At 63.3% G+C, this 18711-nt stretch carries 20 protein-coding genes and 1 riboswitch; of the genes, 8 read left to right on the top strand and 12 right to left on the bottom strand.

Translation table 11 applies throughout. From position 1 onward, the window contains the following. Positions 1-235: 235 nt before the first annotated feature. The 7 genes from LMTR3_RS35985 to LMTR3_RS35955 form a co-directional block, all read right to left on the bottom strand. A complete protein-coding gene (locus LMTR3_RS35985) occupies positions 236-634 on the bottom strand; it encodes a hypothetical protein (protein WP_065749661.1) in 399 nt (132 codons plus the stop codon). 27 nt (positions 635-661) lie between these two features. Further along, positions 662-2590 carry a phosphomethylpyrimidine synthase ThiC gene (gene thiC, locus LMTR3_RS35980; RefSeq protein WP_065749660.1) on the bottom strand — a complete coding sequence of 643 codons (1929 nt, stop codon included), beginning with the start codon at positions 2588-2590 and terminating at the stop codon, positions 662-664. Positions 2591-2829: 239 nt separating this feature from the next. Then, entirely contained in the window at positions 2830-3456 is a 627-nt protein-coding gene (locus LMTR3_RS35975; RefSeq protein ID WP_065749659.1) for a thiamine phosphate synthase, read from the bottom strand. Continuing rightward, positions 3443-4225, bottom strand: coding sequence for a thiazole synthase (locus LMTR3_RS35970; RefSeq protein WP_065749658.1), 783 nt, complete (start codon positions 4223-4225; stop codon positions 3443-3445). Before LMTR3_RS35970 ends, LMTR3_RS35975 begins: the two co-directional genes overlap by 14 nt. Positions 4226-4382: 157 nt before the next feature. After that, positions 4383-4580 (bottom strand): sulfur carrier protein ThiS, encoded by a 198-nt coding sequence (thiS, locus tag LMTR3_RS35965; protein WP_028349567.1) that lies wholly within the window; start codon positions 4578-4580, stop codon positions 4383-4385. Further along, complete coding sequence (locus LMTR3_RS35960; protein WP_065749657.1) at positions 4571-5584, bottom strand: FAD-dependent oxidoreductase; 1014 nt, start codon at positions 5582-5584, stop codon at positions 4571-4573. Before LMTR3_RS35960 ends, thiS begins: the two co-directional genes overlap by 10 nt. Continuing rightward, positions 5572-5718, bottom strand: a riboswitch (TPP riboswitch). It overlaps the preceding gene by 13 nt. A gap of 212 nt (positions 5719-5930) precedes the next feature. Beyond that, positions 5931-6464: a lytic transglycosylase domain-containing protein gene (locus LMTR3_RS35955; RefSeq protein ID WP_084030015.1), complete on the bottom strand. Its 534-nt coding sequence runs from the start codon at positions 6462-6464 to the stop codon at positions 5931-5933. A 368-nt stretch (positions 6465-6832) separates the two neighbouring features. On the opposite strand from LMTR3_RS35955, the gene LMTR3_RS35950 reads away from it, so the two are divergent. From LMTR3_RS35950 to LMTR3_RS35935, 4 genes are all read left to right on the top strand, one after another. Continuing rightward, positions 6833-7027, top strand: a complete 195-nt coding sequence (locus LMTR3_RS35950) for a hypothetical protein (RefSeq protein ID WP_057854958.1) — start codon at positions 6833-6835, stop codon at positions 7025-7027. 160 nt (positions 7028-7187) lie between these two features. Continuing rightward, positions 7188-7565 (top strand): PRC-barrel domain-containing protein, encoded by a 378-nt coding sequence (locus LMTR3_RS35945; RefSeq protein ID WP_065749656.1) that lies wholly within the window; start codon positions 7188-7190, stop codon positions 7563-7565. Between the two features lie 96 nt (positions 7566-7661). Then, the gene (locus tag LMTR3_RS35940) at positions 7662-8198 is read left to right on the top strand and encodes a PRC-barrel domain-containing protein (RefSeq protein WP_065749655.1); all 537 of its coding nucleotides are present in this window, start codon (positions 7662-7664) and stop codon (positions 8196-8198) included. A gap of 197 nt (positions 8199-8395) precedes the next feature. After that, the gene (locus LMTR3_RS35935; RefSeq protein WP_065749654.1) at positions 8396-8611 is read left to right on the top strand and encodes a dodecin family protein; all 216 of its coding nucleotides are present in this window, start codon (positions 8396-8398) and stop codon (positions 8609-8611) included. A 132-nt stretch (positions 8612-8743) separates the two neighbouring features. Here the strand turns inward: LMTR3_RS35935 and LMTR3_RS35930 are convergent, their stop codons facing one another. Next, positions 8744-10312 (bottom strand): DUF4403 family protein, encoded by a 1569-nt coding sequence (locus LMTR3_RS35930; protein WP_065749653.1) that lies wholly within the window; start codon positions 10310-10312, stop codon positions 8744-8746. A 147-nt stretch (positions 10313-10459) separates the two neighbouring features. Then, positions 10460-11134, bottom strand: a complete 675-nt coding sequence (locus tag LMTR3_RS35925) for a L,D-transpeptidase (RefSeq protein WP_065749652.1) — start codon at positions 11132-11134, stop codon at positions 10460-10462. 611 nt (positions 11135-11745) lie between these two features. Between LMTR3_RS35925 and LMTR3_RS35920 the strand changes: the two genes are divergently transcribed. Beyond that, on the top strand, positions 11746-11946 hold the full coding sequence (locus tag LMTR3_RS35920; RefSeq protein WP_065749651.1) for a hypothetical protein: 201 nt from the start codon (positions 11746-11748) through the stop codon (positions 11944-11946). A 376-nt stretch (positions 11947-12322) separates the two neighbouring features. Here the strand turns inward: LMTR3_RS35920 and LMTR3_RS38855 are convergent, their stop codons facing one another. Together LMTR3_RS38855 and LMTR3_RS35915 are read right to left on the bottom strand one after the other, a co-directional pair. Beyond that, the gene (locus LMTR3_RS38855) at positions 12323-12499 is read right to left on the bottom strand and encodes a hypothetical protein (RefSeq protein WP_176722067.1); all 177 of its coding nucleotides are present in this window, start codon (positions 12497-12499) and stop codon (positions 12323-12325) included. Positions 12500-12665: 166 nt separating this feature from the next. Then, positions 12666-14066 carry a TAXI family TRAP transporter solute-binding subunit gene (locus LMTR3_RS35915; protein ID WP_065749650.1) on the bottom strand — a complete coding sequence of 467 codons (1401 nt, stop codon included), beginning with the start codon at positions 14064-14066 and terminating at the stop codon, positions 12666-12668. Between the two features lie 130 nt (positions 14067-14196). Between LMTR3_RS35915 and LMTR3_RS35910 the strand changes: the two genes are divergently transcribed. From LMTR3_RS35910 to LMTR3_RS35900, 3 genes are all read left to right on the top strand, one after another. Then, the gene (locus LMTR3_RS35910; protein WP_065749649.1) at positions 14197-15252 is read left to right on the top strand and encodes a glycosyltransferase family 4 protein; all 1056 of its coding nucleotides are present in this window, start codon (positions 14197-14199) and stop codon (positions 15250-15252) included. 60 nt (positions 15253-15312) lie between these two features. Beyond that, positions 15313-16002 (top strand): class I SAM-dependent methyltransferase, encoded by a 690-nt coding sequence (locus LMTR3_RS35905; protein ID WP_065749648.1) that lies wholly within the window; start codon positions 15313-15315, stop codon positions 16000-16002. Positions 16003-16124: 122 nt separating this feature from the next. Further along, complete coding sequence (locus LMTR3_RS35900; protein WP_065749647.1) at positions 16125-16742, top strand: hypothetical protein; 618 nt, start codon at positions 16125-16127, stop codon at positions 16740-16742. Positions 16743-17025: 283 nt separating this feature from the next. Here LMTR3_RS35900 and LMTR3_RS35895 read toward each other — a convergent pair whose 3' ends face one another. Then, positions 17026-18690: an aminotransferase class III-fold pyridoxal phosphate-dependent enzyme gene (locus LMTR3_RS35895; RefSeq protein WP_065749646.1), complete on the bottom strand. Its 1665-nt coding sequence runs from the start codon at positions 18688-18690 to the stop codon at positions 17026-17028. Positions 18691-18711 lie beyond the last annotated feature (21 nt).

The following is an 18711-nucleotide window of genomic DNA, read 5'->3' as shown; positions in this document are numbered from 1 at the left end:
TCCCCATAGCCACGCCGCGCTACCCACGTGCTCCCTCCCGCGGTTTCCTCCCTTGGAGGCTTTCGGACGCCGGCCGCCGAATACGCCGCGACGTCCCTCAAGCGGCCGGCATCCGAAACCCTTCACACTCTGCGACATATGCAGCGCAAGGAGGGATTTCCGCTAAACCGCCGAAACCGGACGGCGCATTATGAGTACACGCGCCCTAATCCGCTCTACGGGTTAACGCCACCTGCTACCGCACCGGCTCCTTCGCCCGCTCTTCCGCTGCGACGGCTTCCGCCGGCTTGCTCGATCGGACCATCAGAAACGTCCCGGCTGCCGCCGTGCCCGGCAGCTTCCAGCGCCCGTCGATTTCTGTCGCCTCGGCATTGACCGTGCCTTCATAAGAGACGGTGTTATAGCCGTGGCCGGGCGGCTCGTAACGTTTGATGAACGAGACCGCGCTGCCGGAGCGATGACCCGCAATCGAGGCGTTGTGTGTGCTGATCGGGCAGCCAGGCACTGTGCAGGGTTCGGTCACGTTTCCTGTGAGCGCGCCACCGGACTCGATGAGCGTCGCCAGAAACGTGACCATTCCTACCTGCCGCTGAACAAAGGTGCCGTCCCAGACACCGGTCAGATTGTCTGTCATTGCGGCTTAGGTGAGTGGGCAGCGCTCTCACAGCACCCGATTACTCTCCTTCACCTTCTCCGCATCCAGGTAGAGATCACTCCCCATCTCCTTGAACTTCTGCGACATCTTCGCCATGCCCTCCTTCGCCAAGGCTTCGGAGGGCAGGCCGTCTTCGATCGTCCCGCTCATCGACATCCCCACGCTCGCCGGATCGTTCAGCGTTGCCGCATAATCCCGCACGTCCTGCGTGATCTTCATCGAGCAGAATTTTGGGCCGCACATCGAGCAGAAGTGGGCGACCTTGTGGGCTTCCTTCGGCAGCGTCTCGTCGTGGAAGCTCTTTGCCGTATCAGGGTCGAGGCCGAGGTTGAACTGGTCGGTCCAGCGGAAGTCGAAACGGGCGCGGGAGAGCGCGTCGTCGCGGAGCTGGGCGGCGGGATGGCCCTTGGCCAAGTCAGAGGCGTGGGCGGCGATCTTGTAGGTGATGACGCCGGTCTTGACGTCGTTGCGGTCGGGGAGACCCAGATGCTCCTTCGGCGTGACGTAGCAGAGCATGGCGCAGCCGAACCAGCCGATCATGGCGGCGCCAATGCCTGAGGTGATGTGGTCGTAGCCCGGCGCGATGTCGGTGGTCAGCGGCCCAAGCGTATAGAACGGGGCTTCGCCGCATTCCTTGAGCTGCTTGTCCATGTTGATCTTGATCTTGTGCATCGGCACGTGGCCGGGGCCTTCGATCATCACCTGGCAGCCCTTGTCCCACGCGATCTTCGTCAGTTCGCCGAGCGTCTCGAGCTCCGCGAATTGCGCGCGGTCGTTGGCGTCGGCAATCGAGCCGGGGCGCAGGCCGTCGCCGAGCGAGAACGACACGTCATACTTGCGCATGAGGTCGCAGATCTCGTCGAAGTGCGTGTAGAGGAAGCTTTCCTTGTGATGCGCCAGGCACCACTTCGCCATGATCGAGCCGCCGCGCGACACGATGCCGGTGACGCGGTTGGCGGTTAAGTGGATGTAGGGCAAGCGGACGCCGGCGTGGATCGTAAAATAGTCGACGCCCTGTTCGCACTGCTCGATCAGCGTGTCCTTGTAGAGCTCCCAGGTCAGCTTGACGGGATCGCCTTCGCACTTCTCCAGCGCCTGATAGATCGGCACCGTGCCGATCGGCACCGGCGAGTTGCGCAAGATCCATTCCCGCGTGGTGTGGATGTTACGCCCCGTGGAGAGGTCCATCACGGTGTCGGCGCCCCAGCGGATCGCCCACACCATCTTGTCGACTTCCTCTTCCACCGAGGAGGTAACCGCGGAGTTGCCGATATTGGCGTTGATCTTGGTGAGAAAATTGCGGCCGATGATCATCGGCTCGAGTTCGGCATGATTGATGTTGGAGGGGATGATGGCTCGTCCCCGCGCGATCTCGGAGCGCACGAACTCCGGCGTGATGAAGGCGGGGACCTCAGCGCCAAAGCTTTCGCCGTCCGCGAGCGCTGCTTCCGCGCGCTCGAGCTGCTTTTTGCGGCCGAGGTTTTCGCGCTCGGCGACGTAGATCATCTCCTTGGTGATGATGCCGGCGCGGGCGAATTCGAGCTGGGTGATCTTGTGCCCGTCGAGGCCGCGGATCGGCTTGTGGTGCGCGGTGAAGGCTTTTGCAGCGTGCGAAGCGCCGACATTGCCGTTGTCTTCCGGCTTGATCTCGCGGCCCGCATATTCCTCGACCCCGGCGCGCTCCTTCACCCAGGCGAGACGGTTGCGGGGGAGACCGGCGTTGACGTCGATCACGACGGAGGGGTCGGTATAGGGGCCGGAGGTGTCGTAGACCGGCAGGTTCGGTTCGCCGGCGCCTTCCGAGAGGATGATTTCGCGCAAGGGCACGCGCAGGTCGGGCGCGGCGTCCGGCGCTGAAAAGATTTTTCGCGACGAGGGCAGGGGCCCGGTGGTGACGGCGGGAAGGGTGGTGTCGGGGTTGGAGCGAATGTTCATACCGTATCCTCCGTGTTATGGGCGTCGTTCCGGACGGACCGCGAAGCGGACCGATCCGGAACCTCGAGGTTATTGAGCGAGATTCCGGATTCGCGCTTGCGCGCGCTCCGGAATGACGCCGGTGGAAATTTCTTCCGTCATTGCGAGGAGCGAAGCGACGAAGCAATCCATTGTTACCGAGTACGCAGTGCCAATGGATTGCTTCGCTTCGCTCGCAATGACGGGGAAAGAGTGGAACATCACGCCGCCTCCGCGCCTTGGCCCAGCCACTGCCGCACCCGCGCATCGGGGTCGGTGTTCTGGGTGACGTCGCTGACGACGGCGATCGAGTCGGCGCCGGCGGCGTAGATTTCGGCTGATTGTTCGAACTTGATGCCGCCGATCGCGACCAGCGGGATGTCGCCGATGCGCCTTTTCCATTCGGTGATCTTTGGAATCCCCTGCGGCGCAAAGCGCATCGATTTCAGCGTGGTCGGGAAAATCGGACCGAGCGCTATGTAGTCCGGCTTCGCGGCAAGCGCGGTCGCCAACTCCTCGTCGTCGTGGGTGGAGATGCCGAGCGTCAGCCCTGCTTTGCGGATTTCGTTGAGGTCGGCGTCGACCAGATCTTCCTGGCCGAGATGCAGGTGCTTTGCGCCGGCGACGATCGCCGCGCGCCAGTAGTCGTTGACCACGAGTTTGGCGTCGGTGCCCTTGATGACTTCGAGGGCGTCGGTCACGATCTGCAGCGCCCCGGCGTCGTCGAGATTCTTGGCGCGCAACTGGATGGTGCCGGCGCCGAGCAGCGCCAGCCGGGCCACCCAGGCGACGCTGTCGACGACGGGATAAAAGCGGTCAGGATACGCGTGGCGATCAGGATACGGCATGCCAGAACGGTGTCCCGATCACAGGGGTGGAGGGCGAGGCGAAGTCGCGGGCTTCCATCAGGCCGGCTTCATAGGCGGTGCGGCCGGCTTCGACGCCTGATCGAAACGCCTTCGCCATCGCGACGGGGTCGGCAGCTTTTGCCACCGCGGTGTTGAGCAGCACGGCGTCGTAGCCGAGTTCGAGGGCGTGGGCGGCATGCGAGGGAGCGCCGATGCCGGCATCGACCACCAGCGTGATGTCGGGCAGGCGCTCGCGCATCAGTTTTAGCGCATCGCGGTTGGTGATTCCCTTCGCGCTGCCGATCGGCGCGGCCCACGGCATCACCACCTTGCACCCCGCATCGACCAGCCGCATCGCCACCGAAAGATCCTCGGTGCAATAGGGGAACACCTCAAAGCCGTCCTTGATCAGGATTCCGGCGGCTTCGACCAGGCCGACCACGTCAGGCTGCAGCGTGTCGTTGTCGGCGATCACTTCGAGCTTGATCCAGGGCGTACCGAACAATTCGCGCGCCAGCTTTGCGGTGGTCACCGCCTCGCGCACGCTGCGGCAGCCGGCGGTGTTCGGCAGCACGGTGACATCGAGCTCGCGGATCAGCGACCAGAACGCATCCCCGGTCTTGCCGCCGGCGGCCTCGCGCCGCAGCGACACCGTGACGATGTTGGCGCCGGAGGCGCGGATCGCCTCCTGCATGATCGCCGGCGAGGGATAGAGCGCCGTGCCGATCAGCAGGCGGGAGGAGAAGGTTTTGCCGTAGAAGTTCAGCATGTTCACGGTGTTTCCTCAAATAATCCTGTCATCCCCGCGAATGCGGGGATCCAGTACGCCGGGAAGCCTGCGATCGAACGACAGGCCGCGGCGTACTGGGTCGCCCGGTCAAGCCGGGCGATGACAGCGGAGTGTGCAGCGTGTGCACTGGCATCCATCACCCTCCCTGCCGTGGGGTGATGATCTCGATCTCGTCGCCGGCTTTCAGTGCGGTCTCGGCCCAGCGGCTTTTCGGCAGGACGTCGTAGTTCACGGCGATCGCGAAATGCGTGCCTTCGTATTCGAGCTCGGAGAGCAGCGCGTCGACGCGCTCCGAGGCGATCTCGCGCTGTTCGCCGTTGATGGTCACACGCATCGCATCACCTCATTGTCGATCTGGCCGCGCTGCACGAAGCGAAGCGTCAGCTCGGCCAGCGCCGGCGCCAGCAGGAAGCCGTGGCGGTAAAGGCCGTTGACCGCGATTCTGTTCTTGCGAACCGTGATCCGCGGCAGGTTGTCGGGGAAGGCGGGACGCAGCCCCGAGCCGAACTCGACGATGCGCGCTTCGGCAAAGGCCGGATGCACGGCATAGGCCGCGCCGAGCAGCTCCAGCGCCGAGCGCACGCTGACGCCGGTGTCCTCGGCCTCGATCGAGGTCGCGCCCAGCATGAATTTGCCGTCGCCGCGCGGGATGACATAGAGCGGCCAGCGCGGATGGATCAGACGCACCGGGCGCGACAGCTCGACTTCGCTCGTCTCGATGATGATCATCTCGCCCTTGACGCCGCGCAATTCCGGCTGCTCGTCGCGCGCCGAGAGCCCACGGCAGTCGATCACGATGCCGTCGAGATCTTCCGCACTGATGTCGCAATCGAACTTGATCGTGCCGCCGGCGGCTTCGATGCGTGCATGCAGCTCGGGCAGCACCTTGCGCGGCTCGACATGGCCCTCCTCGGCATAGAACAGGCCGTCGCGAAAACGTCCGTCGAGCGAGGGTTCGAGCCCGCCGACGCCGCTTGCGTCGAGCCTGACATGGCCGGTGGTGAGTTTGGCAAAACGCTCGAAATCGGCGCGGTCGCGCGGATGCGCCACCACCAGCGATCCGTTGAACGGGGTGTCGGGAAAGAGCTCCCGCCACAAATCGAGCGAGCGGAAGCCGAGCCGGCCGATCACAGGCTCGGAGGTCTCAGCCTCGCAATAAGGCGCCAGCATGCCGCCGGCCCAGTGGCTGGTGGAGAGCGTCATATCGGCGTCACTGCGCTCGTACAAAGTGACGGCGTGGCCGGCCTGTGCGAACAATAGCGCCTGCCAGGCGCCGGCAATGCCCGCGCCGATGATGGAGACGGGGGAATCCCCCCGCAGATCTGACTTCTGGTACATCCCTGTCCCTTCGCCGGCATGACCCGGATCAGGTTCAAAGGGTCACCGCGGTCCCAGACCTCTACTTTGAAGAAGTAGAACTGCCCAAGCTTGCGGTATCTCAGCTCCTCGTCGGAGCACCCCTCGGAACAGGACTAATGTAGGCGGTTGGGCGGAGGTGTCAACACGCGCCCTGTCGTCATGGTCCGGCCAAAGGACATTTCGGAAGGAACTTGCACAGCGTTCGTGCCCCGGACGCAGCGCAACGCCAGCGTTGCGCTGCTGAGCCGGGCCTAGACGGGTGGTATGGGTCCCGGTTCTGCGGAGCAGCGCAAGCGCTGCACCGCGCCCGGGACACGAGATACAGCTATTTTGCGGCCTGAAGCGCGTTCGCGTCAGCCGGCGTTCCGACCGGGCTGGCGACGATTTTCGGCGTCGCACCGCTCGCCAGCACGGGCGCGATCTGCAGCGGCTGCTCCGGCCTCTGGCGCTTTGCCGCGTAACGCTTTGCGGCGTAATAATAGCCGCTTGCATAATAGCGCACGGCGCGGCCGTGATCGCCACCCGCGGCGCGATAGGCGCCGGCGAGATATTTGATGCCCCAGGCGAGATTGGTGTCGGGATCGCGCAGGCCCGCGGCGTCGCCGGTGTAGCCGAGGCCGCGCGCGGTCGGCAGCTTGATCTGCATCAATCCGATGGTGCCGCCGCGTCCGACCAGGTTCGGGTGATACTTGCTCTCGCGCACGATCACCCGGTGCACCAGCGCTTCCGGCACGTTGTTGGCGGCGGCGTGGCTTGCGACCATGCTCTCATACTGGGCGCGGCTCTGCGCGCTTGCACCTGATGAAACGAACAGCGCGGCCGTCGCGACGAGCCAGACAAACTTCGGAAAACTTTTCATAAAAATGATCTCGGCGGATGGACGCGTGAACGAAGTGGCGCTTTCGATTAGTTCCACCGGCGGGCCAAGATGTGGCGAAAAGCCGACGACATCACGGCGAGATGTTCGCGGCTGATGCAACTGTACTGATGCAAGTGTAACGAACACGTCCAGCGTGACGCTTACGTTGTGGGTGCGATGCATCGCATCGAGCGACGCGAATCTGCGTCATGCGGACGCGCAAGGAATGTCGTGCAAAAGACGCAGTCAAGGTGTAAAGAAGACGCCGCGACAAAAGCCAATTCATTCCGACAGCAAACCTGTCTCATTCAACGACATTTTAAAAAGCGAGACGTCCTTACGACGTCCGAAGTCTAGGGAGATGCGCCATGGCTCGACTCGACTCCAGCTATCTGCCTCGCGGAAATCCCTGTGCCCAGTGCGGCAAGCCGATCCCGAGACCGGATTGGGTGGAGAGCAGTCCGGGCCGTACATCCTTCCTCTGGTTCTGCCGCGCCTGCGACTATCGCTTCGAGGCGATCGCGATTTACGAGGAAGCGGATCCCGACGCGCTCGCGGCCTGATAGCACACGCTTCATTCTACGCTACGAGATCGGCATCGCCGGGCGGGCGCTGCCCGAACGCATCGCATTTCGCCATTTCTGAATAGGACAGGCTGGTTGTCGTAGAGCGGAACCAGCCGGACGCTGCCACGTTGATTCTTCCTTGATAGTGGAGGGTCCGATGGCAAGCGATGTCATGCCCAAGCCGCATCAGTTGATCGCGAGCGACCGCGTCGAGGGGACCGCGGTGCGCCGGCCGAACGGCGACATGATCGGCCACATCGAACGGCTGATGATCGACAAGGTCACCGGTAAAGTATCGTATGCAATCCTGAGTTTCGGCGGGTTTCTGGGCATCGGAGCCAATCTGCTGCCGCTGCCCTGGGGACGGCTTCGCTACAACACGAAGTTCGAAGCCTACGAACTCGACATCGACGATGAAGAGTTGAGGCGCGCGCCGTCATTCCGTGCGGACACGGATTTCGACTGGGGCGATCGCGCAAAGGAAGCCGAGCTGCATCGCTATTACCGTATGCCGCCTTACTGGGGCGGCTTCTGATGCGGTCGGATCGGCGTGTTTCATGCGAAAACGGGTGGAACACTTGTTGAAGTGCCGGGTTTTCCTCAAAGCGTTTCTGAACTGAGGAGAACGGATATGTTAACGAAAACTGCCGTTGCCGGCATCGCGGTGTCCGCGTTGCTGGCGAGTGGAGCGTTTGCGCAGCAAAGTCCTTCGGCAACGACTGACAGCGCCAAGACCGCCGCGCCTGCGGCTGCAACCGATACCTCGTCGTTCAAGGGTACCTGGCGGGCTTCGAAGATGGTCGGTCTGAACGTGTACAACGATAGCAACGAAAGCCTCGGCTCGATCAACGATCTCCTGACCGACAAGAGCGGCGATATCAAAGCAGCCGTGATCGGTGTCGGCGGCTTCCTCGGCGTCGGCGAGCACCTGGTTGCGGTGCCCATCGACAAGGTGAAGTTCGTTGATGAGCCGGTTGCCTCTAGCACCGCGAGCGCGCCCGCGACCGGCGGGGCACGCACAGGCGCAGGCGGAGGCACGGGCACGACGGGTGCTGCGACGGCGCCTGCCGCGGCGAAGAAGAATCCGTGGTATCCGGATCACGCCGTGTTCAGCGCGACGAAGGATCAGCTCAAGGCGATGCCGGAGTTCAAGTACTCGACCGAATGAGGCCGCGGTCTTAAACACCAGGCTTCCTCAAAATGGCCGGACGGCATCACGCCGCCCGGCCATTTGATTTTGGAAATGCCCGTTCGCGCAATGGTGCAGCGCAGCCTATCGGCACGTACTTCGCGATGATAGGTTGTATTCCGGCAGGAGCATCTGCCTTCTGCCTTGCATGGATCCTGCGTCAACGGGAGGACGACATGGCGGACAGCGTCTACAAGGTTATCGAGCTGATCGGCACCAGCAGCGAATCCTGGGAGAAGGCCGCCGCTAGCGCGGTCAGCCGCGCCGGAGAAACCCTGCGGGACCTTCGTGTTGCCGAAGTGGTCCAGCTTGACTTGCAGCTTGATGCCCAAGGCAAGGTGGAAGCCTACCGCGCCAAGCTGAAAGTCTCATTCAAGTTCGAGGGGTCGTAGTCGGCCGTTTCGTAGGGTGGGCAAAGGCGCTTGCGCCGTGCCCACCATCTATCCACGATGGTTGCCTTACGTGGTGGGCACGCTTGCGCTTTGCCCACCCTACGATCTTTGCGCACCCTACAATTTGCAACATCACAGCGCCGGCAGCGCGCTGACGTAGACATTGATGGCGCCTTCCGCTTCGGCGATCACGCGCAGCGTTTTGGAATCGAAGGCAATGCCGGCGAGCCGCAGCTTGCTGATCTCGGCCGAGACCCGCAGGCCGTCCTCGTTCTTCTGAAGATCGGCGATCGCTGCTGCAATCTTCTTCTGCGCGTTGCTGGCGAACGGCTTGAGGTCGACGACAGCCTTCTCCGCCAGCGTCTCCTGCAAATGCGGGATGGCCGCGCGCGCCGCGGCGCCCAACAGCCCGAAGGCAGCCTCCGACTCGACGGCGAGTTCGATGTCGGTCAGCCGCAGCGTCTGCTCGCCCTGATCGAGCACCGGCTTGCCCCAGATATGCACATTGGCCTCGCCGCCGAGGCCCAGGAAACTCGTCTTTTCCCTGGCGCTGACCAGAAGCGAGATCAGCAGGCGATTGCCGGAAGCGGCCACGGCGGCGCGCTTGACGGTGACGTCGACCGCGCCCGAACCGTCTTCAGGAAAAGTCTTCCCGGCGAACTGTGCCTCCACGATCTTGTTGATCTCGGTAAACGGCATGTCGATGGGCACGCCGATCGCGACCCGTCCCGGCATCGGTGGCACCATGGCGATCGTAGCGGGGAACGGGCAGGACGGCTTGGTTTCGCTCGGTGTGATCCGGGTCTCGGCCTCGATGCCGAGCGTCAGCGTCAGGTTCGAAGCATCGACGCGCGGCTGCGCGGCAATCGCCCGGGTAGGGCGCAATTCCAGCCACAGCGCCGGCATCGTCGAACCGGCTGTCGTGCCCTGCAGCGGAATCGAACGGCAGGCCTTGGCCCACTGCACCCGCGCGTTCCGTTCGAAGGTCGGATCGTTGCGCATGCGTGCCTGCACCAGCGCGATTTGCTCGGCAACGTTCTGGTCGATCAACGGCTTCACCTGAGCGGGCACGTTGACGCGCGCGCCGGCCACGCTGAGGCTGGTGTCGCCGAGATTGACCTGCGCTGCGAGATTAGGCTCGATGCGCCAGTTCGTGGCGATCTGTGGTCGCGCCGATATGACGACGTTGCCCTTGATCTCGGCGCTGGCGTTCAGGTTCTTGATGTTCACGCTGCCGATCTGCTTGGCGACGTTGCCGCCGAGCAGGCCTCCGAGTGCTTCGCCGACCGCCCCCGTCGCCTTGGCCGACAGCGAGCCGGTTACGTTCAGTGTGCCCGTCAACGGAGTCGCCAGCGACAGCACGTCCTGCGCGCCGGTAGCTACGATCGGCCCGCGCGAGGCGGTCCAGCCGATGTCGGCATTCTGCAGGATCTGCGAAATCGGATTGTCGGCCTTGCCGGCGAAATTGCGTGGCGCGCCGCGATCGGCGGCATCGCGGATCGCCGACAGCGCAACCGCAATCGGCGCCATCACCGTGGATGCGCGCGCCGCCGGCGGCAGCGGCGGCAATTCGGCGAGCGCGGGCGCGCTGTTCGTGGCGCGAGGCGTGACAAAGTCCATCACCTTCAGGCTGACGGCAAACGACACGACGAGGACCGCAAGCGCGATCGCAATGGTCTTGACCCGCATCGGCAGACGCATCGTGCCCCGGACCCCAATGAATCGCCCCACGACGTTTTACAGGGGTGGCGAGGGGGACGCCACTGCACATTGCCGCGACCTCAGGTCAACGCAAAACGGCCCCGGCGAATGCCAGGGCCGCCTCTCGCATTAAAAAAAGCTAATGCCTCAGCGGATGGTCCGGCCGAGATCGGCGCGGCGATCCGTCATCGGCAGCACGATCACCTTGGTCCCGACACTGACCCGCGAATACAGATCAATGACGTCCTCGTTGGTGAGGCGCAGGCAGCCCGAAGAGACGCGGGTTCCGATCGTCGACGGGTCGTTGGTGCCGTGGATGCGATAGATGGTGCCGCCGAGATACATCGCGCGGGCGCCGAGCGGATTACCCGGGCCGCCGGTCATGTGGCGCGGCAAATAGGGCTGGCGGGCGATCATTTGCGGAGGCGGGGTCCAGGCCGGCCATTCGGCCTTGCGGGTGATCGTCTGGGTGCCCGACCAGGTGAAGCCGTCGCGGCCGATGCCGATGCCGTAGCGCATCGCCTGGCCGTTGCCGAGCACGAGGTAGAGATAGGTGTTCGGTGTATCGATGATGATCGTGCCCGGCGCCTCGCGGGTGTAGTAGTTCACGACCTGGCGACGCAGGCGGGCCGGCAGCTCGAAGCGCTCTCCCTCCTCGGGCGCAGCCGCAACCGGCGGCGGGGCCGCTTCGATCTGCGGCAGGAAAAACGGAAACAGCGGCAGCGGAGCCGCAGTGGCGGGTGCGGAAGATGCGGTCGCGCCAATCGCCAGCGCGCCGAAGGCAGCGGCCGCGAAGCGGCTCAGTATCGATGAATTGGACATGATCGTCCCCCTGTTTGTCGCACCAGTTCGGCGCGTCGTTGGGGAAACCTCTACCGATGAACCGTTTCAGGACATTTGCACGAAATCGCCAAAATGGTTTCGTGGCGTTAGGGAATTGTTTCGTTAAGGTTTCGTTGCCCCTCTCCCCCTGTGGGCCCCTGTGGGAGAGGGTGGATCGAATGGGCGTCAGCTCATTCGAGACGGGTGAGGGGTTCTCTCCGCGAGCTCATCTCTGGGAGGCAACCCCTTGTATCTGCCCATTGAGCAAAATGTGCGATGGGAGCGACTGAGCGCTTTGGCCGGTGGGCACCGGCCAAAGCGCTCGGCGATGACGCCCTCTCGCCCCCATGCTCCAGATCGTCCCAACAGGAGGCGATCCGCTTCCGCGGCGATGACTTCAACCGGATCAATAAGCGCGGCGAGTTGGATTGGTCGGGACATTGGTGATGGACGGGGTTATAGCCCTCTGCCATGGGCGCATGACGTGCTTTGCAATGCGCACCGCTCGGCACACGGCTTGACCGGCTACGCAACATTGCGGGCATAGGAACAGACATGAAAGCCGCGAGTTGATCGCTGGCAGAAGTCGATCCTGACAGGGCTATTCGGCTATGAGAAACATCGTGAATGAGACCGGTGAGATCATCGCCAAGGCAACGCATGACGGCACGTTGGTCGGCGGGCACCACCGCATCGCGGTGGCGGCTAGCCTCGGTCAAAAGCTGCTTTGGCAAGACAGCGGCGAACCTGTGAAGCTTGATGCCTTCTTCAAGCATCCGCATCCGAGTAGTTCTCAGCGGCACATAGCTTGAGGCGCTCGCTGACGTAGCGCCAGCCGGACCAGCCCTCACTGAGTATGACGAGGAGCACATCATCATGCGCGGGCTTGATGCGGATCAACAAGCGACGCCTGCCTTTGCCTGTATCTCTCGATCATGGCAGGCGTAGCCTTCTCGGCTAGGGCCTTGATGGTGTGGAACGGATTGTTAGGGGCGCTTGGGTCTCGGTCGTGGCAAAGGAGGTGATACAGGGCCCGCTAAGGCAATGGGCTTGGCCACGGGACGCTGCGGCTGCGCGCCTGCCGCGTCGTTCACGGGACTGCTGTGGCGGCCTACAATGTAAGCCCCTAGCGCCGTGACAACCAGTAGAACGAGTAGCGTTTTTGCCCGCATACTCGCACCACTACTTTTAGCCGGTCTTTCGAGCATTCATGGCCCGCTCAACCTCGTCGGCTAGTTGATCCAGATGCCGCGCAAGCCGGTCGAACATTTCGCGCTTCGCTTTGTCGGTAGCCAAGTCCCGGACAAGCGCGCATTCGGCCGCGTCTTTGCGCAGCTTCTCCAAATGGGTTTGATAATCCTTCATTGTCCCCTGCCTGTCTTAATTTTCCGTGACGGTGGCACGGAGAACGGGAGGCTGACCTAACAAATGTTAGGTCGGGGCAGACATTCGAAGGGAAAGAAGTAAGAGCGCTGCAATACGTCCGGCGCCGGCAAATCTAAATCGAAGGGGGAAAAGTCCACCTAACCAATCAAGCCTGGCCAGCGCGCATTCTCGGCATGTCGGCTTGGTCGGTGGCGAGCACCGCGCGGCGGTCGGCGACGGCGTGGTGGAATTGTTCGAGCGCGAGCGCGATCACCGAGAGGTCGCCTTCCTCGACGGTGCCGTCGTCGTAGCAATCGAACGCCTCGCGCAACATGCCGTCGGCCGCAGCTTGCATCTCGGCCAGCTCTTCCGGCGTTTCGGCCTTCCTCGCCCTGGAAATCAACTCAAGCAGATGATCGCGATGGGCGGTGTATTGCTCGCGCTCGTCCCTGTTCCAGTAATGCTTGAACCAGGCGCCGGCGGAGCCCAGGCCCGACAAGATCAGCACCGCGAACCAGATGTAGTCGGTGTATTTTTCGAGGAACGTTCGCTCGTTGCCGTCGATATAGGCGGCTGCGCCCGCATGCGCCGGCAGCGCTGCGTCCTTTTCGGTATCTGGCTTCTCGATCTGCGAGGCGGTCGGCAATTCACGCGCGAGCTGCTGGCGGTTGGTGAAGAGCTGGCGGGCGAAGGCGGCGACCGCCGTGTCAGACAACGACTTCGGTGCGATGATCAGGTGATTGACGGCCACCGTATCGACCTTGTCTTCCGGCCGCTGCGGTGAAGAGCCGAAGATGCTGGCGGGAATTTCCTCGGATTCGTAGATCGGATTCTTCTTGGCGATCGCGTCGGAAACCTCGATCGGCAGGAATTTCGGCTCGCCGCGGGCAGCAGCCGTTGCCGCGATGGCGTCCACAGTGATCTTGCTCTTGAGCGGGCCGACCGCCATGAACGCGTCGACCGACTGATCTTTCGCCATTTCGCCGAGCTGATTGGTGGCGAACTGGCTGATCGCGACCTTGTCGGGATTGATTCCGGACTCTTTCAGGATCCCGCGCAACAGCGTGACATTGGCCTGCGTGCGCCCGATCACACCGACGCGGTGGCCGGCCAGTTCATCGAGACTCTTGATCTTGGGCGTGGGCTGCTTCTTCGAGCCCTTGGCGGGAAGGCCGGAAGGCGCCCACAGCACGACGACATTCTTGCGCAGAATGGCAACCGACTCGGCATCCGTCGGCAGGTTCAGATCGCCGCGGGCCACCGCGAGATCGGCCTTGCCGTCCGTGAACAACGCAATGCTCTCCGCCGTTCCTTCCGTCGTGATCGGCGCCAGCCGCACCGAGCTGCCCTCGCGCGCGAACGTCTGCGCCATCAACTGGACCAGCTTCTGGTCGTCGCTGCCGGCAGGACCGACCGCAATCCGCAGCGTCGTCGGCCGCAGCACGTAATACAACGTGCCCGCGGCGACGCCGAACGCGAGCAGGCCGGCCGCAAGGATCAGAAGCGCATAGCTCTTGCGCTTCCGCCGCCGGCGGGATCGCGCAGAATTGTCGTTGTGGTCTGTCATCTCGCTGTCACGTTACACGAAAATGCGTGGAGGGGTCTTAAAAACATCCTTACATATCGATGACGTCATACGCTTGAAATATCCATGGCTGAACGTCGGATTTGAGAATCATTAATCTCGGGTCCGGGACATGAAGATATTGATTGCGACCGATGCGTGGCATCCGCAGGTGAACGGTGTCGTCCGCACGCTGACGTCGTTGGCGAAGAGCGCCTCTGCGCTCGATGCCGATATCAGCTTCCTGACCCCGGACGGGTTTCCTTCCCTCGGCGTGCCGACCTATCCTGGCTTACGCATCGCGCTGCCGAACCGGCGCGAGATCGCGCGACGGATCGAAGAGGCCGCGCCGGACGCCATCCATATCGCAACCGAGGGGCCGATCGGCTGGATGGTGCGCGCCTACTGCCGGCGCCGCAAGCTTTCGTTCACCACGTCCTATACGACGCGCTTTCCCGAATATATCGCCGTCCGCACCGGACTCCCGGCGGCCGTCGGCTATGCGGTGCTGCGGCACTTTCATGCCGCGTCTTCCACGGTCATGGTCGCCACCGACTCGCTGCGGCAGGAACTGACCGCGCGGGGCTTTCGGAAACTCGGCTTCTGGACGCGCGGCGTCGACACCGAATTGTTCAACCCGCATAATCCAGCGGCGCTCGATCTGCCGCGGCCGATCTTCATGACGATGGGCCGCGTCGCGGTGGAAAAGAATCTCGATGCGTTTCTGTCGCTCGACCTGCCGGGATCAAAAGTGGTCGTCGGCGACGGACCGCAGAAGGCGCAGCTCGCGCAGAAGTATCCCGACGCAGTTTTCCTCGGCGAGAAGAAGGGCGCGGAGTTGACCGCGCATCTCGCCGCCGCCGACGTCTTCGTGTTTCCGAGCCTTACCGATACGTTCGGCGTCGTGCAGCTCGAGGCATTGGCGTGCGGCACGCCGGTCGCGGCATTCCCGGTCACCGGGCCGAAGGACGTCATTGCCGATCATCCGATCGGCGCGCTCGACACCGATCTGCGCAGCGCGTGCTTGCGCGCGCTGCCGATGTCGCGCGAGGCCTGCCGGAATTTTGCGCTGGCGCGCTCCTGGGAAAACAGCGCGCGGCAGTTCCTCGGCAATCTGACCGCGCTGCAGCCGAGCCGCGTGTTGCGGCCGGTGCGCCGGGCGCCTGTGAGGGGCGCCGTGCAGGGCTGAACCGAAAAGTTCGACTATCAACCCAAGTCATATGCGTGAGACGAGAAGGCAGAACCAACCATGGCAGACATCATCAAGCTTGACGGTACCAGATCCCTGGATTTCGACCGCGAAACGGTCGAGCAGGCGTATGATCGCTGGGCGCCGGTTTACGACCTCGTGTTTGGGGGCGTGTTCAGCAAGGGCCGCAAGGCGGCGATCCAGGCGACCAACAAGATCGGCGGCCGTGTGCTCGAGGTCGGCGTCGGCACCGGCATTTCGCTGCCGCTATACGCGCCGCATCTGCGCATCTTCGGCACCGACATTTCGGAAGCGATGCTGCAAAAAGCGAAGAAGCGCGTCGATGAACTCGGCCTCAAGAACGTCGAGGGCCTCGCCGTCATGGACGCCGAAAACCTCGAATTCCCCGACGATTGTTTCGACGTGGTGATGGCGCAATATGTCGTCACCGCCGTGCCGAACCCCGAAAAGGCGCTCGACGAATTCGCTCGCGTGCTGCGGCCGGGCGGTGAACTCATCATCCTCACCCGCGTCAGCGCCGACGCCGGGATGCGCCGCTTCATCGAGCAGCGGCTGCAGCCGGTGGTGCGTCCGCTCGGCTTCCGCACCGCCGAATTCGCCTGGTCGCGCTATGCGCAATGGCTGGCGGGCGCGCGCGGCATGGAGCTGGCGGAGCGCCGCCTGGTGCCGCCGCTCGGCCATTTCTCGCTGGTGCGCTTTCGGAAAATCGACGTCGCCGCGGCTGCCTGACGCGCCCTGATCGCCGTTGCGCCATCGCGCCGCTGCGAACTGTCACATGTCATTATCATGATGTCACATGCCGGACATCGAATCTCAGTAGACCCGATCCCATCGGAATTTTGGGGGAGAACATGATCAAGAACTTTCTGCAGGAACTGCGTACCCAGCGCTGGGACGATCATCGCTACTATCACCACAGCCGCATCAACCAGTCGCTGCACTTCGTCAGCGCGGCGAGCTTCCTGTTCGCCTACGCGATGCTTTTCTTCGATCCCGTGGTTTCGGCGCTGGTCGGTTGGCTGGTCTCGATGACGACGCGGCAGGCCGGTCACTTCTTCTTCGAGCCGCGCGGCTACGATCACGTCAACCAGGCGACCCACGAGCACAAGGAAGAGATCAAGGTCGGCTACAATCTGCAGCGCAAGGTCGTGCTGATGACGATCTGGGCGCTGTCGCCGCTGGTCCTGTATCTCGACCCGACCTTGTTCGGCTTGTTCACGCCCTGGACGTCGTCGGCAGACTTCATGCGGCAGGTCGCCAAGATCTGGCTTGCGGTCGGCATCGGCGGGCTGTTGTTCCGCACCGTCCATCTGTTTTTCATCCGCGACGTCGAGACCGGCTTGGTCTGGATGACCAAGATCCTCACCGACCCCTTCAGCGACCTGAAGCTGTACTACAAGGCGCCGCTGGCTCTCATGAAGGGCGAGCTGATCGATCCGGGTCTCGAGAAGCACGTCAAGCACGCCTAAGCGTTGAGCTTGATCCAAACAACGCAGTCATGGCCGGGCTTGTCCCGGCCATCGACGTTCTTAAGCACCAGTTGTGAGATCGTCATTGCGAGCGAAGCGAAGCAATCCACCTCTCCGCACGGGGATAGATGGATTGCTTCGTCGCGGAGCCTGTCATCGGGCGCGCATTCGCGCGACCCGTTGGCTCCTCGCAATGACGAAGGAGGCCAGCCTGGCGATGTCGGCAGCGAATAAGACGTGGATGGCCGGGACAAGCCGGGCCACGACGACAGGCGATAGAGCCTCAGCGACCAAACCGCTTCCGGATCATCTCTCTCAAAATCCGCCGCTTGATATCCTTATTGGTCAGCGCAGCATCATGCCACCACCAGCCATCGCGCTTCATCTTCTCGGCCGCTGCGACGAAGCGATCGGCGACTTCATTGAAATCCGCATCCGTGTAGTTGAGGCTGAAGATCAACCGGCCGGTGCCGACCCAGCTCAGCGCCAGCCCTTCGGCGCGCAGGTAGTATTGCAGCATCCAGTTGTAGCGGGACGGGTCGGTATATTGCACCATCCAGATCGAGGAGATGTTGCTGACGCGGACGGGCAGATCCTGCGCGGCCAGCCGCTCGTTCAACGCCTTGGCGCGGCCGTTCCAGGTCTCGTCGAGCCCCTGATAGACGGCATTGAAGTTCGGGCTGGCGAGGCGGCTGAGGAACTCGTCCATCGCCGTCATCACGTAAGGGTGCGAATTGAAGGTGCCGCGGGCAAAGCAGACGTCGGCGGGGCGATCGTCGCGGAAGCGCCGCATCAATTCCTTGCGGCCGCAGACCACGCCGACCGGCAAGCCGCCGGCGAGGCTCTTGCCGTAGGTCACCATGTCGGCGCGGACGCCGAAATACTCCTGCGCGCCGCCGGCGGCGAGGCGGAAGCCGACGAAGACTTCGTCGAAGATCAAGACGATGCCGCGCTGCGTGCAGACCTCGCGCAGTTTCTTCAGCCATTCGGTGTAGGCCGCGCGATCGAACGCACCCTTGCGCGAGGAATCGACCAGCGCGGAATCGCCGGGCGCGTTGGCGTTGGGATGCAATGCCTGCAAGGGATTGACCAGCACGCAGGCGATGTCCTTGCGTGTTCGCAGCACATGCAGCGTGCGCTCCGACATATCGGCCAGCGTGTAGGTCTCGTGCGGCGAAACCGGATTGCCGACGCCCGGTTGCACGTCGCCCCACCAGCCGTGATAGGCGCCGGCGAAACGGACCAGATGCGAGCGTTTGGTGTGATAGCGCGCCAGCCGCACCGCCTGCATGACGGCCTCGGTGCCGGACATGTGGAACGAGACTTCGTCGAGGCCGGAAATCTCGCACAGCCGGCGGACGTTGTCGGTGATGACGGGGTGATAGGGGCCGAGCACGGGGCCCAGCGCGCGGGCGCGCTTTTCGGCTTCCGTGATGCACTCCTTGTAAAAATCGTTGCCGAAAATGTTGACGCCGTAGGAGCCGGTCAGGTCGTAGAAGATGTTGCCGTCGACATCGGTGACGGTGACGCCGGCGGAAGACTGCATGAAGGCGCCGGTGCCGAGATTTTCGCGCACCAGCCGGCTGTACTGGAACGGTACGCGGTATGTTTCCGTAAACTGCAGGTCGGAGATGTGCGTCGCGGCCTCGGCCGTCATCTGCCGGCCCTTGGCGTAGCGCTCCTCGTAGAGGCAGGCGAGCCGGAAGAAGGCGTCCTGCCGTTGCATGGCGACATCGCTGGGCGCGCCGTCGGAAGCGAAGTAACCGTCGATATCGAATTCGTAGTGGGGCACCAGCCGCGCGACCATTTTGGACATCTTGGAATGCCCGGTCAGCGAGCGGTGTTTGGCGCGCGACAGCGCCAGCCGCGCCTGCAATTTGGGGAACACTGCCGCGGCGCTAGCGACCGCAGCGGCGGACAGCGAAAGAATCGGAAGGGACGAATCCATGCCTGAAGCGCTAGCCAATCC

The sequence above is a fragment of the Bradyrhizobium sp. LMTR 3 genome (assembly GCF_001693485.1).
Taxonomy (GTDB): domain Bacteria; phylum Pseudomonadota; class Alphaproteobacteria; order Rhizobiales; family Xanthobacteraceae; genus Bradyrhizobium.
The sequence above is the reverse complement of the archived record's forward strand: the minus strand, read 5'-3'. Positions and strand labels throughout refer to the sequence as shown.

Coding starts and splice junctions, on each gene's coding strand:
- LMTR3_RS35945 (WP_065749656.1), top strand. CDS start 7,188: ATGGCAAGCGATGTCATGCCCAAGCCGCATCAGTTGATCGCGAGCGAC.
- LMTR3_RS35940 (WP_065749655.1), top strand. CDS start 7,662: ATGTTAACGAAAACTGCCGTTGCCGGCATCGCGGTGTCCGCGTTGCTG.
- LMTR3_RS35930 (WP_065749653.1), bottom strand. CDS start 10,312: ATGCGTCTGCCGATGCGGGTCAAGACCATTGCGATCGCGCTTGCGGTC.
- thiS (WP_028349567.1), bottom strand. CDS start 4,580: ATGCGTGTGACCATCAACGGCGAACAGCGCGAGATCGCCTCGGAGCGC.
- LMTR3_RS35935 (WP_065749654.1), top strand. CDS start 8,396: ATGGCGGACAGCGTCTACAAGGTTATCGAGCTGATCGGCACCAGCAGC.
- LMTR3_RS35955 (WP_084030015.1), bottom strand. CDS start 6,464: ATGAAAAGTTTTCCGAAGTTTGTCTGGCTCGTCGCGACGGCCGCGCTG.
- LMTR3_RS35950 (WP_057854958.1), top strand. CDS start 6,833: ATGGCTCGACTCGACTCCAGCTATCTGCCTCGCGGAAATCCCTGTGCC.
- LMTR3_RS35905 (WP_065749648.1), top strand. CDS start 15,313: ATGGCAGACATCATCAAGCTTGACGGTACCAGATCCCTGGATTTCGAC.
- LMTR3_RS35900 (WP_065749647.1), top strand. CDS start 16,125: ATGATCAAGAACTTTCTGCAGGAACTGCGTACCCAGCGCTGGGACGAT.
- LMTR3_RS35895 (WP_065749646.1), bottom strand. CDS start 18,690: ATGGATTCGTCCCTTCCGATTCTTTCGCTGTCCGCCGCTGCGGTCGCT.
- LMTR3_RS35975 (WP_065749659.1), bottom strand. CDS start 3,456: ATGCCGTATCCTGATCGCCACGCGTATCCTGACCGCTTTTATCCCGTC.
- LMTR3_RS35910 (WP_065749649.1), top strand. CDS start 14,197: ATGAAGATATTGATTGCGACCGATGCGTGGCATCCGCAGGTGAACGGT.
- LMTR3_RS35960 (WP_065749657.1), bottom strand. CDS start 5,584: ATGTACCAGAAGTCAGATCTGCGGGGGGATTCCCCCGTCTCCATCATC.
- LMTR3_RS35915 (WP_065749650.1), bottom strand. CDS start 14,066: ATGACAGACCACAACGACAATTCTGCGCGATCCCGCCGGCGGCGGAAG.
- LMTR3_RS35985 (WP_065749661.1), bottom strand. CDS start 634: ATGACAGACAATCTGACCGGTGTCTGGGACGGCACCTTTGTTCAGCGG.
- LMTR3_RS35920 (WP_065749651.1), top strand. CDS start 11,746: ATGAGAAACATCGTGAATGAGACCGGTGAGATCATCGCCAAGGCAACG.
- LMTR3_RS38855 (WP_176722067.1), bottom strand. CDS start 12,499: ATGAAGGATTATCAAACCCATTTGGAGAAGCTGCGCAAAGACGCGGCC.
- LMTR3_RS35925 (WP_065749652.1), bottom strand. CDS start 11,134: ATGTCCAATTCATCGATACTGAGCCGCTTCGCGGCCGCTGCCTTCGGC.
- LMTR3_RS35970 (WP_065749658.1), bottom strand. CDS start 4,225: ATGCTGAACTTCTACGGCAAAACCTTCTCCTCCCGCCTGCTGATCGGC.
- thiC (WP_065749660.1), bottom strand. CDS start 2,590: ATGAACATTCGCTCCAACCCCGACACCACCCTTCCCGCCGTCACCACC.